Source organism: Streptomyces sp. NPDC001270, assembly GCF_042896695.1.
Classification (GTDB): Bacteria; Actinomycetota; Actinomycetes; order Streptomycetales; family Streptomycetaceae; genus Streptomyces.
This window is the reverse complement of record NZ_JBIAXM010000011.1, coordinates 291,210-307,590: the sequence shown is the minus strand read 5'-3', so window position 1 is coordinate 307,590 and position 16,381 is coordinate 291,210. Positions and strand designations below refer to the sequence as shown.

Here is a 16,381-nt window from a genome sequence, read left to right as displayed (position 1 = left end):
ATCAGCGAACGGCGCGGGAGCCGGCGGTCGCGGCGCTGAGCACCGGCTCCAGGGCTCCGGTGCGCAGCCGTCCCACCAGCGGTAGGGCTATGCGGCCCATGATTCGGCCGGTCAGGTAGGCGATGGGCATGGCGATCAGGGCGGCGCCGATGACGTCGTGGGGGTAGTGGTCGCCGAGGTAGACGCGGGTGAAGCCCTCGAAGGCGGCGAAGACGGCGGCGATCGCCGCAAGGCGCCGGTCCAGCAGCCACAGCGCGGCGACGGCCGCCGTTGCCACAGTGGCGTGGCCACTGGGGAAGGCGTAGTCGGTGCGGTCGGGGCAGGCGGAGACGAAGTAGTCGTGCGGCAGTGAGTAGCACGGCCGTACCTCGGCGACGAGCTTCTTTGCCACCTCGGTGACGGCGAAGGCGACGACCACGGCGACCGGAGCCGCCAGTGCCAGGGTCATCGCGGCGGTGTCGCGGCGGCGGGCGTTCCACCAGCCGAGCAGCATCAGCACCGCGAATACTCCGAGCCCGGCGTTGGTCCACAACTCAAGCGGGGTGTTGAGCCACTTCGTGTCGCGGGCGAAGTCGGTGACAGTGGTGAACAGCGAGCCGTCGATGCCGGAGCCGTCGAACGCGAGCTGCGGGGCGGGGTGGTTTGTCATCGAAAGGATCTCCCAAAGGCGGTGGAAGACGACGGGCCGGGCACCACGCCAAGAAGATCTACAATCTTGTAGAAGTTTCCTGCGGGGTGCGCGGCCTGCGGCACACCGGCCGGGCGGACCGCGCACAGATGGCGTGGCAGACTCGGCGGGGCACCGACTTCTACATGTCGTAGAATTTCTACAGGACTGTAGACGATGGCGGAAGGGGAGCCAAATCGTGAACTCCGGATGTCCTCCAGGTGAGCGCAGGCCGGGTGGAATGCTGGAGGGCGAGGTCCTGACTCTGCTGCAGTCCTTCCGTCAGGCGCTCACCCCCCCCCGCGAGGTACTCCAGCGCCTGGGCGACGACCTGTCCTACAGCACGGTGGTCACCGTGCTGTACCGGATGTTCGGCAAAGGACTGCTGACACGGACCAAACAGGGCCGCGCGTACGCGTACGCGCCGGTGGCGGACGCCTACGGACTGACCGCACGCCGGATGCGGCAGGTCCTGGAGTCCGACCCGGACCGCGAGGCGGTCTTGGTCCGCTTCGTCGGGGACCTGACCGCGCGGGACGAGCAACTGCTGCGACAGCTCCTCGGCGATCTGCCGGGTCAGGAGTGAGGTCATGGTGATGCACCTCGTGGTCTACCTGCCGCTGCTTTTCCCCGTCCTGGCGGCGCTGGTCGCCCGGCCGCTGGCCGAGCGCCTGGAGGCGTGGCTCGCCACCTGGCTGCTGACCGTGACCGCCGTGGTGCTGGCCGGTCTGAGCTGCGCCGCCCTGGGTGTGCTGGTGGTTGCCGGGGCGGTGCGACTGCCGCTGGCCGCGATGCTGGGTGACTGGTCGGTGACTACCGTGCGCGCCGGTGACCGGGTCTCCACGATCGAGGCGGCCGTGGCCTCCGTGGTGCTGAGCGTGGCGGTGGTGGCGGGGGCGCGGATGCTGTGGCGGCGGATGCGGGCGCTGGCCGCTGCCACGCTGGAGGCCGCCTGCCTGCCTGGGCGCGGTCGGCTGGTAGTGGTCGAGGACGAAGCCCCGGACGCGTACGCGCTGCCCGGCCTGCCCGGCCGCATCGTGGTCTCCGCCGGCATGCTCGACGCCCTCGACGAGGCCGACCGCGAGGCGATGCTCGCCCACGAACGGGCTCATCTGGGGTGCCACCACTACGCGTTCGTCGCCGCCGCACATCTGGCGGCCGCGTGCAATCCCTTGCTGCGGCCGGCAGCCGACGCCGTCGCCTACACAGTGGAACGCTGGGCTGACGAGCACGCCGCGAGCGCCTGCGGAGACCGCCGCCAGGTGGCCCGCGCCGTAGGCAAGGCCGCACTGGCCACCAGCGGCCACCGACCCCGCCGACGCCTCCCGGACGCCGTGCTGGGCCTGCTGGGCCGACTGGGACGACAGCGGAACAACCCCCTGGCCACGGCCGGTCCCATCCCGCGGCGCGTCGCCGCGCTGCTCACGCCCCCGCCCACCTCCTCCCCGCCGCTGAACCTCCCCCTGCTGCCGCTGGCCGGGGCCGCCAACGTGATCGGCTCCAGCGCCCTGTGCGCCTTCGCCGCCGCCCACGACCTGCACCTGCTCCTCGCACTCGCCGGCGCCGGCTGACCGCGAGCAGCATCGCGAGACAGGCACGAGTCGCCTATTTCATGCCAATACACCTGTAACGGCCGGAAACGGCAGGTTGCGGTACGCCCGGCAGTGCTGCCGACCACGCGGGCTCCGATGGGAGGGCGTACGCCGGCCGCTGTCGAACCCGGTGACCCGGGCCACCGGATGTTCGCACCGGCGCCGATGTGTGGCGCTACGACTCCCTTGGGAACACATCGCAACAGACGGTGTGAAGCACCCGAATTGATCGGTGGGGGGACGTTATGCGACAACCCTTTGGACGGGGCTGGTGAAGCCCGGCTCAACCCGGAAGGGGGCGCTCTGTCATGCGGAGCCCGCCCCGCCCGCGCAGGTCGATGACCCGTTCGTGAAGGAGCTGCACCGACTGAAGGAGCGCACCGGACTCAGCCTTGCAGCCCTGGCCACGCGCACCCCGTACAGCAAATCCGCCTGGCACCGTTATCTCCACGGCATCCAGCGGCCCCCTCGTTCGGCCGTGGCGGAACTCGCCCGGCTCGCTGGCGTCGACCCCGCGCCCGCACTCGCCCTGTGGCCGGGGGCCGGCAATGCGCCGGCTGTGGGTGCACCACCGGGCACGGTCCCCACGGTGCGGGCCACCCGTTCCAGGCTGCTGCTGTCGACATTCGCTCTGGTCGTCACGGCTGCCGCGGTGGCCGTGGTCATTGCCCTGGCCGCCCGCTCCGGTGGCCCGAACAAGCAGCTCGGGGCGGACTCCCGGTGCCGCGGCAGGGCCTGCGAGGGACAGTTGCCCGACGTCTATGACTGTGACGGCGATGCGCAGACCAAGAGTCACATCCATGCCGGCTCGTATGTGGTGCGGCTGGAATACTCCCCGTCCTGCGGCACGGCTTGGGCCGAGGTCCAGGCCCGGACGTCGGCCGCTCGCGTTCTCTCCGTGCAGTCGGGGAGCGACGTGCTGTCCGAGACGTATCCGGGCGGCGGTTCTGGTGGCTGGGCCAGCCCGATGCTCGCCGTGGCAGCACCCCAAGGAGTGGAAGCCTGCGCCGAGGTGAGCCGCAGGCTGGCGTGCACCGGCCTGGACGCGCAACCACCACCGGGGCATTGAGCGGCATCCTCGCCACTGGGCTCCGTCCCGGACCAGCCGCCGGACGCAAGCGCAAGCTGCGGCACAAGGAGGGCACGATCTGCCCGTCACCGGGCACCGCGCCGGCCCGAGAAGGCCGGGCTTCCCTCTCCTCCTGGGCCGCTGTCAGTCGTGGGCAGGCAGCTGCCCGATCTGGTGATCAGCGGCGCTCAGGGCCTCGGCGGCCAGACGCCGCGGCCCGCCGGGTGCTGGTGCCCCGTCAATGCTGGGGCACGCCGGGAGGAGAACGCGAAGTCCAGGGGCACTGGCGTGGCGCTCACCACCGCATGCCTGGCGGTGGCACTGAGGCCGCCTGGCTCCGTCCGGCGCGGGGGATCAGGACCGCTAGGAGCTAGCGGTGTTCGGGGTTCTCGTAGTCGTGGCGGCAGCCGGCGTCCCAGGCGGTGCGCTGGTTGCCGTAGGCGGGGATGCCGCCCAGGTCCTTCATCATGCGGGCCAGGTGCAGCAGGTTCCAGGTCATGAAGGTGGTGTTGCGGTTGGTGAAGTCGTTCTCCGGACCGCCCGAGCCGGGGTCGAGGTAGGAGGGGCCGGGGCCCGCTTCTCCGATCCACCCGGCGTCCGCCTGCGGCGGGATGGTGTATCCCAAGTGCTGCAGGCTGTAGAGGACGTTCATGGCACAGTGCTTGACACCGTCCTCGTTGCCTGTGATCAGGCAGCCGCCGGCCCGTCCGTAGTAGGCGTACTGGCCGGCTTCGTTGAGCAGGCTGGAGCAGGCGTAGAGGCGTTCGATGACCTGTTTCATCACGGAGCTGTTGTCACCCAGCCAGATCGGGCCGGCCAGTACCAGGATGTCCGCCGCTAGGACCTGCTGGTAGAGGGTGGGCCAGGCGTCTGTCGCCCAGCCGTGCTCGGTCATGTCCGGCCACACACCGGTGGCGATGTCGTGGTCCACGGCCCGCACTACATCGACGTGCACTCCCTGTGCGTCCATGATCGTGGTGCTGTGGTCGATCAGCCCTTGGGTATTGCTGCGCTCCGGCGACCGCTTGAGGGTGCAGTTGATCACCAGCGCCCGCAGGTCGTCGTATCGGGCGGGTGGTACGTCGGTGGTGGGCGACGAAGCGGCCACACGGTCCTCCCAGAGCTCCTCTGCCACGTCCTGAACGGCAGCGTGTCCACGCCCAGCGTGCGGCCCGGCCAGGTGCGGCGCCATCGTGCAGCGTCCGAATGGTTCCTGAAATGTCGGAGCGCCGTGGAGAGAGCCGCTACCTGTCGCATGTCACCCGCTCGGCTGTCGATGGGTGGGCGAGGGCGCATGGGCGCCCCTACGTTCGTCTCATGGGCATCGACGGCGCGATGGAGTCGCGGGGCACGGCAGTTGTCGAAGACGTGGCACATCTGTTGGTGCACTGTCTGCGCGCCGAGGGCGTGGAGTACGTCTTTGGGATTCCCGGTGAAGAGAACATCCGTTTCGTCGACGCGCTCAACGGTTCAGGGATCCGGTATGTCGTGGTGCGTCATGAGCAGGCGGCCTCGTTCATGGCGGAGATCTACGGGCGGCTGACCGGCCGGGCCGGGGTGTGCTCGGCCACGCTGGGACCCGGCGCGATCAATCTGCTGCTCGGCACAGCGGATGCGACGACCAACAGCACGCCGATAGTGGCCCTGGCCGCCCAGGGCTCGCTTCGCCGCATCCACAAGGAGTCGCACCAGGTCATCGATCTGGTGTCGATGTTCACTCCCGTCACCCAATGGGCGGCCCGGATCGAGTGTCCGGACGCGGTGCCGGAGATGGTCCGCAAGGCGTTCAAGACCGCGCAGAGCGAACGCCCCGGGGCGGTATTCCTGGCGGTGCCGGAGGACATCGAAGCCGAACACCCCACGGCGCCGCTCGCGCCTTTGCAGATAGACACGGTGCGTGCCGATGCGCCGTCACCTTCCCAGATCGCTCGGGCCGCCGAGGTGCTCACGTCCGCACGGCGCCCCGTGGTGCTGGCGGGCCACGGCGCCGCCCGCGCCGGCGCCTCAACGGCCCTCGTCCGGTTCGCCGAACGGCTGAACGTTCCGGTGGCGACCACGTTCCACGGCAAGGGGGTCTTCCCCGACGACCACCCCAACGCCCTGGGCGCCGTCGGCTTCATGCGCCACGACTACAGCAACTTCGGGTTCGACGCGGCCGACGTGCTGGTCTGCGTGGGCTACGAGATCCAGGAGTTCGACCCGGTCAAGATCAACCCGAACGGCGACAAGCGGGTCGTGCACCTCCACCGATTCCCCGCCGAGGTGGATGCCCACTACCCGGTGACCGTGGGCGTCGAGGGCGATCCCTCACAGTCGCTGGACGCACTCGCGGCCGTACTGCCCGAGAGCCTCACCTACGAGCCGAGCACCAGCACGAAGATCCGCACACTGCTCGACGAGGAACTCCGGTACGGCCGCGACAACGACGCTTTCCCGCTCGTGCCGCAGCGCGTGGTGGCCGACGTCCGCACCGCCCTGGACCGCCACGACATCGTGCTCGCCGACACCGGCGCGGGAAAGATGTGGATGGCACGCCTATACCCAGCCTACGAGCCGAACACCTGCCTGGTCTCCAACGGCCTGTCCACCATGGGCTTTGCGCTGCCCGGCGCGATCGCCGCAAAACTCGCCCGGCCGGACCGGAGAGTCTTGGCAATGATGGGTGATGGCTCGTTCCTGATGAACTCCCAGGAACTGGAGACCGCCGCCCGCGAGCGCATCCCGCTGGTGGTCCTGGTGCTGGTGGACGAGGAATACGGGCTGATCAGCTGGAAGATGGAACTCGAACTCGGCCGCCACAGCCATACCCGGTTCACGAACCCGGACCTGGCCGCCTACGCCGAGAGCTTCGGCGCCCGCGGCTACGCGATTCAAGCCGCCGACCAGTTGCTGCCCGTGCTACGCCGCGCCCTGGACGACGACACGGTCTCCGTGATCGCCTGCCCTGTCGACTACTCCGAGAACCTACGCCTGACGGACAGACTAGGCAGCCTCCACGGCCCGTTCTGAGCGCCGCGGTGCAGCTCCGTGCCCACAGCCGCCGGCGACTGCGCTGAGACCTCTCAGGTTGCAGGCGACCTTGATTTGGTTCGGTGACCCCATCAGTACCCGGTGACAGGCCGCTGACCGCCGCCCTCTCTGTACGGTTCCTACTCGACCGCCATGAACGGGTACAGCGTCGCCGACGTGCTTGCCGCCGAGAAGGCGGATGCCGGCGAGTAGCCGAGCAGTGAGCTGCGACAGGCGGTCCGGAGTCATCGCAGCTGACTCCGGACCGCCTTCGACTGTACGGCCCCGGACTCTGCGGGGCCGATTGTTGCTACAGCCCGGCTCCGGGCTTGTCGATGGCCACCGTTCGCAGGGGCCGGTGGCCCTGCTCGTCGAGCTGGGCGAGTTGCGGACGGTCGCGTTCGGGCTGCTTGCGGTGGCCGACAGCCTGGCCGTGCTGATTGTGGCGTCGGCGCTGACCGGTCTTGCGGGCGCGCTGTTCAATCCGGCCGTGCGCGCGTATCTCGCCGTGGACGCGGGACCGACCCGCCGGGTCGAGGCGTTCGCCACCTTCAACGTCTTCTACCAGGCCGGCATCCTTGTCGGCCCGGTCGCCGGACTCGCACTGCTCGCCTGGGACTTCAGGGCCGTGTGCGGGGTCGCCGCGCCCATCTTCACCGCGCTGGCCGTCCGGCAGGCCAGGACCCTGCCCGCCCGTCCACCAACCGCCCGCAGTGCCGGAACGACCTGGCGATCGGTGGCCGCCGACTGGCGCACGGTCGCCGCGAACCGGCCCTTCCTCCTGTTCGCCGCCGCCATGAGCGGTTCGTACCTCCTGGCGTTCCAGGTCTATCTGGCCCCCCTCCACGCCCGCGAGCTATTCGGTGCGCAGACCGGGCTGGTGACCGGCGCGGTCTTCGCCGTCTCGGCGCTGGCCGCCCTTGGGGGACAGCTGAAGGTGACCGCGTGGGCGAAGCGGAACCTGCCCGGTCCCAGAGCGATCGCATACGGGCTGGTGATGATGGGCGCCGGGTTCCCGCCGCTGCTGCCGGACTCGCGTGACCCGGCTCTCGGTGTTCTGGTGCTGACGGCGTGCGCGGCCCTGCTCGCCTGGGGCGGGGCGCTGCTCTATCCCTTCGAGATGGACACCATCGTCCGCCTCTCCGGGAACCGGCTGATCGCGACGTACTACGGCGCCTACAACACCACCTCCGGCATCGCCGTCTCGCTCGGCAACCTGGCCGTGGGAGCACTGTTCGACACGGGCGTGCGGTGGCTGCCGTGGGCGGCATTCACCGCCACCGGGCTGGTCTGCGCCGGGCTGGTCTCGCGACTGCACCGTGCCGGACACCTCGCGGCCGAGCCGGTGTCCGTTCCCGTCTGAGGAGCGCAGGGCAGCTCCCTGCCCTCAGAGGGCGTAAGGCTGCCCTGTGAGAGGAAGGATCAGCGCACCCCGGCCACCGCGTCCGCTGTGGCCGGGGTGTCGCGCACACCCAGGCGCAGGTGCTCGACGTGGTAGAGGGCCTGTTCCAGCAACTCGGCGACGTGGTTGTCGTAGAGGGAGTAGACGACCGAACGGCCCCGGCGCTCGCCGGTGACCAGACCCAGGTTGCGCAGCAGGCGCAGCTGATGTGAGCAGGCCGACTGTTCCATGCCGACCGCATCGGCCAGCTCCGTCGCCGCGCAGGGACCTTCCTTCAGGCGCGTCAGAATGCGCAGCCGGGAAGGCGTGGCCAACGCCTGAAGGGTGGCGGCCACATCGGCAGCGCCCACAGTCTCCAGACGGTCACGCGCGGTCCCGGTTGTCGTCTTTCCGTCAACTTGATGGCCCATGGACCCCATCCTACGGAGAAGAATCCATGAACACATGAATGACTCTTCATTGTTTCCTGTATGGTGGGTGAGCGGTGCCGGTGCGCCCAGCTGCCGGTGACCCTGCCATGCCGTCGCGAAGGACTCTCGCTCCGATGACCTCCACACTCACCCCGCCCGTCGCCGACCGGACCGGACCCTCGGACCAGGGCGGTGCGCCCCGGCGGCGAACCCGCGTCCTCGCTCTCCCCGAGGCCCGCTGGGCGACCGCGGCTCTCGTCCTCTTCCTGATCGCGCTGCCGTTGCAGCTGACCGGTGCTCCGGCCTGGGCGTGGGGCCCGCTGTACGCCCTGACCTACGTGGCGGGCGGCTGGGAGCCGGGCTGGGCCGGACTTCAGGTGCTGCGCGAGAAGACCCTCGACGTCGACCTGCTGATGGTCGTCGCCGCGCTCGGTGCGGCTGCGATCGGGCAGGTGATGGACGGTGCGCTGCTGATCGTCATCTTCGCCACCTCCGGCGCGCTGGAGGCCCTGGCCACCGCCCGCACCGCCGACTCCGTACGCGGACTGCTCGACCTGGCCCCCGCCACCGCCACCCGCATCGAGGCAGACGGCACCGAAACCCCTGTTCCCGTCAAGGAGCTGACCGTCGGCGACACCGTCCTCGTACGCCCGGGTGAGCGCATCGGCGCGGACGGCCGTGTCCTCGACGGGGCCAGTGACGTGGACCAGGCGACCATCACCGGCGAACCGCTGCCCGCGGCCAAGGAGCCGGGTGACGAGGTCTTCGCCGGCACCCTCAACGGCACCGGCGCCCTGCGCGTCCGCGTCGAGCGCGACGCGTCCGACTCGGTGATCGCCCGGATCGTGCGGATGGTGGAGGAGGCATCCGAGACCAAGGCGCCGACGCAGTTGTTCATCGAGAAGGTCGAACAGCGCTACTCGCTGGGCATGGTCACGGCGACCCTGGCCGTCTTCCTCGTCCCGCTCGCCTTCGGCGCCGCGTTGACCGGCTCACTGCTGCGGGCCATGACCTTCATGATCGTCGCTTCGCCGTGCGCGGTCGTACTGGCGACCATGCCGCCGCTGCTCTCGGCCATCGCGAACGCCGGACGGCACGGCGTCCTGGTCAAGTCCGCCGTCGTCATGGAACGCCTCGGCGAGGTCGACGCGGTCGCCCTCGACAAGACCGGCACGCTGACCGAAGGCACTCCGCGCGTCACCGACGTCCGGCCGCTGGCGGACTCCGGCCTCGACGAGGCGGAGCTGCTGACGCTCGCCGCCGCTGCCGAGCACCCCAGCGAGCACCCGCTGGCCCGTGCCGTGGTGGCCGCCGCACACGAGAAGGGACTCACTCTCCCCGTCGCGGAAGACTTCGACTCCACGCCGGGCATCGGGGTGCGCGCCGTCGTCGGCGGACGCAAGATCGCTGTCGGAGCACCGGCCCGGCTGTTCACCGCGGAGACCGACCCACGCTCCGCGCGGGCCACCGTCGTCGCCGGGGAACTGGAAGAAGGCGGCCGGACCGCGGTGCTGGTCACCGTCGACGGCACGCCCGCCGGTCTCCTTGGTATCGCCGACCGGCTGCGCCTCGACGCCACCGCCACCGTCACGTCCCTGACGTCGCTGACCGGAACAGCACCCCACCTGCTGACCGGCGACAACCCTCGCGCCGCCGCACACCTGGCCGCACAGGTCGGCATCGAGAAGGTACGCGCCGGGCTGCTGCCCGAGCACAAGGTGAGCGCGGTCAGGGAACTGGGGGACGCCGGCCGCAAGGTGATGATGGTGGGCGACGGCGTCAACGACGCCCCGGCGCTGGCCGCCGCCCATACCGGTGTGGCCATGGGCCGCGCGGGGTCCGACCTGGCGCTGGAGACCGCCGACGCGGTCGTCGTCCGCGACGAACTCACCACCGTCCCGGCGGTGATCTCCCTCTCCCGCCGGGCCCGCAGGCTCGTCGTCCAGAACCTCGTGATCGCCGCGGTGTTCATCGCCGGCCTGGTCGTCTGGGACCTGGCCGGTCACCTCCCCCTGCCGCTCGGCGTCGCCGGACACGAGGGCTCCACCGTCATCGTCGGCCTCAACGGGCTACGGCTGCTGCGCGAGGCCGCCTGGAAGCGGGCGTCCGGGTGAGCCGCCGTACGGCACCCGCTTCTCAGCCCACGCCCCGGTGCACGGTGACCGTGTGCCGGGGCTGCTGCTGCGGCACAGCCAAGATCCCCAGCGTCGACCACGCCGCCCAACTGGCCACCCTCAAGACCGAACTGCGCTCCGACGCCCAAGTCCGTGTGGTGGACTGCCTGGACGCCTGCGAGCACGCCAACGTCATCGTCGTCCAGCCGTCCCCGGCCGGGCGCACAGCAGGCGGGCGACCCGTCTGGCTCGGTCTGGTCAACGACCCCGACGCGACAGCGGACATCGCCGCCTGGGTTCGCAACGGCGGTCCGGGCCTCACCGATCCGCCCGACATCCTCGACCTCTACACGTTCAGCCCCTCCCGACGCGCACGCCGAGCAGTCGAGGACTGACCCCGGCCGTCGGCTCGTCACCCCGCGTGCAGCTCGTCCGCCAGGGCTAATGGCTGTGCCGCCAGCCGCCGCGGCCTGCGGTCTCAGGGCGCCGAGCCCGGCGAAGACCAAGGTGAGCAGTAGAGCGCCGCGCAACATCACCGTCCGGTCGGAGACCCGGTCGAGGGCCTGGGGCAGCAGCAGCGCCACGACATCGAACCGCCGCCGTAGGCGTCGAGCGCGAGCGACACGTCGGCCGCATCGCGCCCGAGATACTCCCGGACGTACACCACGCTGTTGACAGTGACCATCGCGCTCACCGCCGCCACAGCCAGGCTGAGCACGAGCAGGGCGCGCAGTCGCGGCACGGCGGACGCGGCGCGGCTGGACGTCGGCTCGGACGCCACCGTCGGCGGAGTGCTCCGCCGCAGCCAGCGGCGATCACCCGATCGAGACTCACGTTCGACGCACACTCCTCAAGATCGGAACGACAACAGCCGCTGAGGGTGGGTGCGCGTCCAGCGGGTATGGGCGGTTACGGAAGGGCGGGGAGGGCGATCCATACGACGGCACCGCCGTCGGAGTGGTTGAACGCGCCGCACTCGCCGTCGGCCGCGCGTGCTATGGCGGCGGTGATGGCCAGTCCGAGGCCGGTGCCGGTGGTGGCGCGGGAGCGGTCGGCCTGGGTGAAGCGGTCGAAGGCGTGCGGGAGGAAGTCGGGCGGGAAGCCTGGGCCGTGGTCGCGGACCTCGATGCGGACCTGGTTCCCGTGGCGTCGGGCGGTTACTTCGACGGGGCCGCGGCCGTGCTGGTGGGCGTTGTGGATCAGGTTCGTCACCGCCCGGTCGAGCCAGTCGTCCGGGACGGCGGCGGTCAGCCCGGCAGGGCAGTCGACGGTGGCGGCCTTGCCAGGGGAACCATTGCGCAGGCGGGCTGCCACGCGATGCAGCAGCGGGGCCAGGTCGTACGCCGCCGACTCGGCAGGGGCGGCAGTGTGGCGATCGGTGCGGGCGAGCAGCAGCAGGTCCTCGGCGAGCTGGACGAGCCGTTCGGTCTCCTCATGCGCGGAGACGAGGGCGGCGCGTAGTTCGGTGGCGTCGCGGGGGTGCCGTAGGGCGAGATCGATCTCGGTGCGCAGCAGGCTGAGCGGGGTACGCAGTTCGTGGCTGGCGTCGGCGGCGAAGCGGCGTTCGTGGTCCAGGGCGGTCTGGAGACGGGTCAGCATGTCGTTGAGGGTGGTGGCGAGGCGGGCGATCTCGTCGTGGCTGGGCGGTACGTCGAGGCGGTAGCCGGGCGTGTCCTCGGTGACGCCGGCGGCCTGCGTACGCATGCGTTCCACCGGACGCAGGGCAGCGGCAGCCAGCAGGTAGGCGCCGATGGTGGCCAGCACGAACACGACGGGCAGCGCGGTGAGCAACTCGCGCACCAGGTCGTCGAGGGCTTCCTGCTGCGCCTGCTGGGCGACTCCGGTGGGCGCACCGTACTCACGCTGGGACTCGCGGAAGCGGCTGAGCGTGAGATAACCAGCGCCCGCGAGGACCAGGGCCATGACGGCCGCGAAGATCGCGGTGAGGCGGATGCGGAGCGGGATGCGGTTCATGGCGTGCCCGTGGCGGTGCGTCCGCCGTCGCGGCGGATCCGGTATCCCGTGCCGCGGACAGTCTCGACGGCCCGGGTGCCGTACGGACGGTCGATCTTGTCGCGCAGGGCCTTGATGTGGGCGTCGACCACATTGGAGCCGGGGCTGGCACCCAGGTCCCAGCAGTGCTCGACGAGCATGGCGCGGGTCCAGACCGTGCCGGGCCGGTGCAGGAGCGCCTCCAGGAGGGCATACTCCTTGCCCGTCAGGCAGATCTCCGCGTCACCACGCCGTACAGTCCGGGTGGACGGGTCCAGAGACAGATCGCCCGCGGTCAGGACGGCGGGGCGTTCGACGGGGCCGCGGCGGATCAGGGCCCGCAGCCGGGCCATCAGCTCGTCCAGGCTGAAAGGCTTGGTGAGGTAGTCGTCGGCGCCGCCATCCAGACCGCGCACCCGGTCGGCGACCGCGTCCCTGGCCGTGAGCATCAGCACGGGCAGCCAGACAGCGCGGCGCCGGAGAGCCGCGCAGACCTCGAAGCCGTCCAAACCGGGCAGCATCACGTCCAGCACCACCGCGTCGTAGGCAGCGATGTCGGTGAGGGCGAGGGCCCGCGGGCCGTCGTCGGCCGTGTCGACGGCATAGCCCTCCTCGGTCAGAGCCCGGCGCAGCAGACCCCGCATCTTGGGCTCGTCCTCCACCACCAGGATCCGCATCACGCTTCCCCTCGTCCGCCGCTGCCGCGCACGTCGTCACGTCTTTCACGATCCACGCCGCTGATGAAGACGGCATGAAATCACCCGAGCGAGCGGGTCTTCATGGCAACTTCATCAGGGGCGACTTCTCTGGACGACACAGACACCTTCGACATCGACAACGATCTCGACGAGGAGTGGTCATGTCACCCCGTTCGCTCACCAAGCCGACCGCTGGGACGGCGGCCGTGCTCCTGCTGGTGACGGGCACCACCGGCCTGCTGGCAGGCTGCGGCGGCCCGCCGAGAATCGATACCGGCGCGGTCGCGGCACAGGCCGCCTCCCAGCAGAGCCGGCTTCAGCAGCCCGTGCAGACCAAGGAGGCGGACTGGAAGCCGGTCGCCGACTCTCTCGGCCGCACCGGCACCCTGATGAAGGGCACCGTCTACCGCATCCCGCTGCCCCGTAAGGACCTCACCGTCACCACCCAGGGCGTCACACTGAAGCCGGGCCTGTCCTTCGGCGGCTACGCGACCTTCGCCAAGTACCACGACGGCACCATGCTCATGGGCGACCTGGTCGTCACCGAGGACGAACTGCCCAAGGTCACCGACGCGCTGCAGGCCGCGGGCATCGAGCAGACCGGCCTGCACAAGCACCTGCTCCAGCAGTCACCAGCGGTCTGGTGGACCCATGTCCACGCCATGGGCGACCCGGTGAAACTCGCCAAGGGCCTCAAGTCCGCGCTGGACGCCACCGCCATCCCGCCCGCCTCACTGCCCCCGGCCACCCAGAAGCCCATCGCCCTGGATACCGCCGGCATCGACAAGGCGCTCGGCCGCAAGGGCACCGCCGACGGCGGCATCTACAAGTTCACCGTCGCCCGAAACCAGAGCGTCAACGACGGCATGCACGTGCTGCCCTCCGCCCTCGGCCTGACCACCGGCATCAACTTCCAGCCGCTGAGTGACAACAGAGCAGCCATCAACGGCGATTTCGTCATGACCGCACCCGAGGTGCAGAAGGTCGTCCAGGCACTGCGTAAGGGCAACATCGACATCGTCGAGCTCCACAACCACTCCCTGGACGAACAGCCACGTCTGTTCTACCTGCACTTCTGGGCCACCGCCGACGGAGTCACCCTGGCCAAGGCACTCCGACCGGCCCTGGACGCGGCCGCGCCGGCTCCCGCGTCATGATCGGCTGGGCTCAGATCGGCTACGGCGCGGCGCTGTCGGCCGTACTCGCCGCCGTATTCATCATCGCCGCCCGGGGCCGCACCCGAGCGGTGGTGATGACCGGCGCGCTCGCCGCGGCCGCCTGGCCCGCCCGGATGGCCCCGAGTCCGGTACCCGGCCGGTGAAGCCCATCTCGATGGGCGCGTCCGACTCGTACGAGGGGGAGGCGCCCCAGGTCACCTCCTGCTCGTCGTTGTGCTCGTGCTCAGCGTCTTCGTCACGCAAACCATGGGACACTCCGATGTGAACCGCCCCGGGCCACAGGCCCGGGGCCGTCCGGATCTCCTCCAAGTGGTCTTCCTCGGGGCAACGGCCTGGGCAGAGGCAGACCGTCAGACGACGGCTCGTCAGGTGACGGCCGGAACCAGATCACCACCGGAAAGCCGACGGTCCATCAACGCCCCGGCGCCCTCCCCTGCGGTTGCGCCCTTCCCTGCTGTTGCGCCAGCCGCTGCAACTGCGCCAGCTGCGGATCCGGATGCGCCTGCCGCGGGTGGGACGTAGAGCCCCGGTCCGTCGGGTACCCACCCGTTCCGTGACTCCCGAACTGGCCGGCCGGGCTGAGCGGGGGCTGATTTTGCCAGACATGTTGAGCGAAGGAGTTGGGAAGCGTAATGCCTTGGCCGTAGTCCACGAGGGGTTGGCTGTAGTCCACAGGGAGTTGGCTGTAGTTCCCGTCGGTCGAGGCCGACCCGCTGTGGCTGTGAGGCTGTGTGCCGGATCCCACCGAATAGCCGAAACTATGGCTCGGGTCGACGGGCGCAGCCGGGACTTCCCACCCGAAATCATTGGCCGGGGTGGCGGGCGCAGCCGAAACTTCCCACCCGAAATCGTTGCTCGGGTCGATGGACGCAGCCGAACCCGCCTGGTTTTCGAAATCAAAGTCCGGGGGGACGGGGGCGTACAGGAGTTCCATCGGGTCCAATTCGCCATTGGCGACTGCTCCCAACAATTGCCCGAATTGATCCTGCCAGGAATCATCGCGGGTCACAACAGGGCTTTGCGCGCCGGTCTCCGCCGAATGTGCGGACTCAGGGCTCACGCGTGCACCGGCCGCCGGGCCCGACCGGCCGGGGAAGCTGTCCGGTATCGACTGAGCCTCCGGAGCAGGAGAAAGTTCCGCCTCTCGCCTGTGGAAGTCACCGGCTACGCCGAGACTCAAACCGCCGGATTCCGCCCCATAGGCCGGTCCGGGCGACACATGTGCTTCTGTCGAGGCCGACCGGCCAGGGAAGCCGTCCGGTATCGCCCGAGCCGCCGACGCGTGAGAATTTTCCCTCTCTTGCCCGGTGGAGGCACCGGCTTGGATGGGGTACTGGATTTTTTTCGATTCGTCCCGAAGACGCACCATCCCAGGGAAATGCTCTTCGACTACATAGCCATGTTTCTCAAGCGCCGGGACCAGTTCCCCCACATATCCGCGGGGCCTCCCTGACCTCAACTGGGTCTTAAGCCAGTTATCGAAATTAATATGCTCGACCCTATTTCCTACCGAGACGTCGACTATTTGTCCCCGTTCGGGCAGCTCTCCTCTGGCTCTCGAATTCAGTATCGCGGTAATAGCCTCATCGGAAAATCCTGGCACAGGACGACCTCCTTCAGGGATCAGCAGGCTTCTCCTGCAGTAACGGCTCCCACCTGACGATGGTTCACCAAGGTGCAGCCCATCGCAGCACGGTGTCGGGCTGGACCAGCAGCCGGAGCCGGCGCAGAACCTGTCGCGGCAGCGGCACCAGCAGAGCGGCGAGGAAGGCTCGGGGTCTTCCGAGGCGAACTTCACCCGGTCCCCACCGAGTTGCCGCTCAAGGACCATGATCTGGTGACGCAGGGCGAGAATCTCCGCGTCCTTGTCGCGGTCGCTCATCGGTAGCAGCCGCAGCACGGTGAACGCGTTGGAGATGGTCAGGTAAGCGAGACGAAGTAACACGAGTGCTCATCTTGCCGCAGCACCGAACAAGCCCTTGAACTGCATGGATGATATTCTCGGCAGGCGCAGAGTGGAATTGAACGTGTTCAATTCGCTCGCTCCTTCAGACCCGTGTGTGCCAGTCATGAGCGCGCTGAACTGCGCGGATGATTTATCGGCATCCGCGATGTCGGGGTCTGTGGACTATTCGTGGACAGGATCTTGGAGCGTCTGCCCAGGTCAAAGCAGCTGCCTCAGAGCGGACACAACCCGGCGTGCCGGTCCCGCTCCAGGACCTCTGCGTCGAATATTCTGCGAAGATGTCC

At 69.5% G+C, this 16,381-nt stretch carries 16 protein-coding genes; 9 read left to right on the top strand and 7 right to left on the bottom strand.

Translation table 11 applies throughout. The annotated features are described in order from the left end of the window. Position 1: 1 nt before the first annotated feature. Entirely contained in the window at positions 2 to 649 is a 648-nt protein-coding gene (locus ACFY2B_RS20940; protein ID WP_390764583.1) for a phosphatase PAP2 family protein, read from the bottom strand. 259 nt (positions 650 to 908) lie between these two features. Here ACFY2B_RS20940 and ACFY2B_RS20935 point away from each other — a divergent pair, with 259 nt between their 5' ends. The 3 genes from ACFY2B_RS20935 (at position 909) to ACFY2B_RS20925 (ending at position 3,328) form a co-directional block, all read left to right on the top strand. After that, positions 909 to 1,253, top strand: a complete 345-nt coding sequence (locus ACFY2B_RS20935) for a BlaI/MecI/CopY family transcriptional regulator (protein WP_390764582.1) — start codon at positions 909 to 911, stop codon at positions 1,251 to 1,253. 4 nt (positions 1,254 to 1,257) lie between these two features. Continuing rightward, positions 1,258 to 2,238, top strand: a complete 981-nt coding sequence (locus ACFY2B_RS20930; protein WP_390764581.1) for a M56 family metallopeptidase — start codon at positions 1,258 to 1,260, stop codon at positions 2,236 to 2,238. Between the two features lie 370 nt (positions 2,239 to 2,608). Continuing rightward, positions 2,609 to 3,328, top strand: coding sequence for a DUF2690 domain-containing protein (locus tag ACFY2B_RS20925; protein WP_390764580.1), 720 nt, complete (start codon positions 2,609 to 2,611; stop codon positions 3,326 to 3,328). 370 nt (positions 3,329 to 3,698) lie between these two features. Here ACFY2B_RS20925 and ACFY2B_RS20920 read toward each other — a convergent pair whose 3' ends face one another. Continuing rightward, positions 3,699 to 4,436 (bottom strand): flavodoxin family protein, encoded by a 738-nt coding sequence (locus tag ACFY2B_RS20920; RefSeq protein ID WP_390764598.1) that lies wholly within the window; start codon positions 4,434 to 4,436, stop codon positions 3,699 to 3,701. A 209-nt stretch (positions 4,437 to 4,645) separates the two neighbouring features. On the opposite strand from ACFY2B_RS20920, the gene ACFY2B_RS20915 reads away from it, so the two are divergent. Beyond that, a complete protein-coding gene (locus tag ACFY2B_RS20915; RefSeq protein ID WP_390764579.1) occupies positions 4,646 to 6,337 on the top strand; it encodes an acetolactate synthase large subunit in 1,692 nt (563 codons plus the stop codon). Positions 6,338 to 6,695: 358 nt separating this feature from the next. Continuing rightward, complete coding sequence (locus tag ACFY2B_RS20910; protein ID WP_390764578.1) at positions 6,696 to 7,700, top strand: MFS transporter; 1,005 nt, start codon at positions 6,696 to 6,698, stop codon at positions 7,698 to 7,700. Positions 7,701 to 7,759: 59 nt separating this feature from the next. Here ACFY2B_RS20910 and ACFY2B_RS20905 read toward each other — a convergent pair whose 3' ends face one another. Further along, the gene (locus ACFY2B_RS20905; protein WP_390764577.1) at positions 7,760 to 8,149 is read right to left on the bottom strand and encodes an ArsR/SmtB family transcription factor; all 390 of its coding nucleotides are present in this window, start codon (positions 8,147 to 8,149) and stop codon (positions 7,760 to 7,762) included. 134 nt (positions 8,150 to 8,283) lie between these two features. On the opposite strand from ACFY2B_RS20905, the gene ACFY2B_RS20900 reads away from it, so the two are divergent. Both ACFY2B_RS20900 and ACFY2B_RS20895 read left to right on the top strand, forming a co-directional pair. Beyond that, on the top strand, positions 8,284 to 10,263 hold the full coding sequence (locus ACFY2B_RS20900) for a heavy metal translocating P-type ATPase (RefSeq protein ID WP_390764576.1): 1,980 nt from the start codon (positions 8,284 to 8,286) through the stop codon (positions 10,261 to 10,263). After that, the gene (locus tag ACFY2B_RS20895; protein ID WP_390764575.1) at positions 10,260 to 10,658 is read left to right on the top strand and encodes a (2Fe-2S) ferredoxin domain-containing protein; all 399 of its coding nucleotides are present in this window, start codon (positions 10,260 to 10,262) and stop codon (positions 10,656 to 10,658) included. The genes ACFY2B_RS20900 and ACFY2B_RS20895 overlap by 4 nt, the downstream gene beginning before the upstream one ends. Before the next feature lie 137 nt (positions 10,659 to 10,795). Here the strand turns inward: ACFY2B_RS20895 and ACFY2B_RS20890 are convergent, their stop codons facing one another. The 3 genes from ACFY2B_RS20890 to ACFY2B_RS20880 all read right to left on the bottom strand — a co-directional run bounded on the left by ACFY2B_RS20890 (position 10,796) and on the right by ACFY2B_RS20880 (position 12,932). Beyond that, a complete protein-coding gene (locus ACFY2B_RS20890) occupies positions 10,796 to 11,044 on the bottom strand; it encodes a hypothetical protein (protein ID WP_390764574.1) in 249 nt (82 codons plus the stop codon). A gap of 128 nt (positions 11,045 to 11,172) precedes the next feature. Beyond that, complete coding sequence (locus ACFY2B_RS20885; RefSeq protein WP_390764573.1) at positions 11,173 to 12,237, bottom strand: sensor histidine kinase; 1,065 nt, start codon at positions 12,235 to 12,237, stop codon at positions 11,173 to 11,175. After that, positions 12,234 to 12,932, bottom strand: coding sequence for a response regulator transcription factor (locus ACFY2B_RS20880; RefSeq protein WP_390764572.1), 699 nt, complete (start codon positions 12,930 to 12,932; stop codon positions 12,234 to 12,236). Before ACFY2B_RS20880 ends, ACFY2B_RS20885 begins: the two co-directional genes overlap by 4 nt. Before the next feature lie 182 nt (positions 12,933 to 13,114). Between ACFY2B_RS20880 and ACFY2B_RS20875 the strand changes: the two genes are divergently transcribed. Both ACFY2B_RS20875 and ACFY2B_RS20870 read left to right on the top strand, forming a co-directional pair. Next, positions 13,115 to 14,110, top strand: a complete 996-nt coding sequence (locus ACFY2B_RS20875) for a DUF1259 domain-containing protein (protein ID WP_390764571.1) — start codon at positions 13,115 to 13,117, stop codon at positions 14,108 to 14,110. Next, positions 14,107 to 14,274: a hypothetical protein gene (locus tag ACFY2B_RS20870; RefSeq protein ID WP_390764570.1), complete on the top strand. Its 168-nt coding sequence runs from the start codon at positions 14,107 to 14,109 to the stop codon at positions 14,272 to 14,274. Before ACFY2B_RS20875 ends, ACFY2B_RS20870 begins: the two co-directional genes overlap by 4 nt. Positions 14,275 to 14,543: 269 nt before the next feature. Here ACFY2B_RS20870 and ACFY2B_RS20865 read toward each other — a convergent pair whose 3' ends face one another. Continuing rightward, positions 14,544 to 16,076 carry a hypothetical protein gene (locus ACFY2B_RS20865; RefSeq protein ID WP_390764569.1) on the bottom strand — a complete coding sequence of 511 codons (1,533 nt, stop codon included), beginning with the start codon at positions 16,074 to 16,076 and terminating at the stop codon, positions 14,544 to 14,546. Between the last annotated feature and the right edge of the window lie 305 nt (positions 16,077 to 16,381).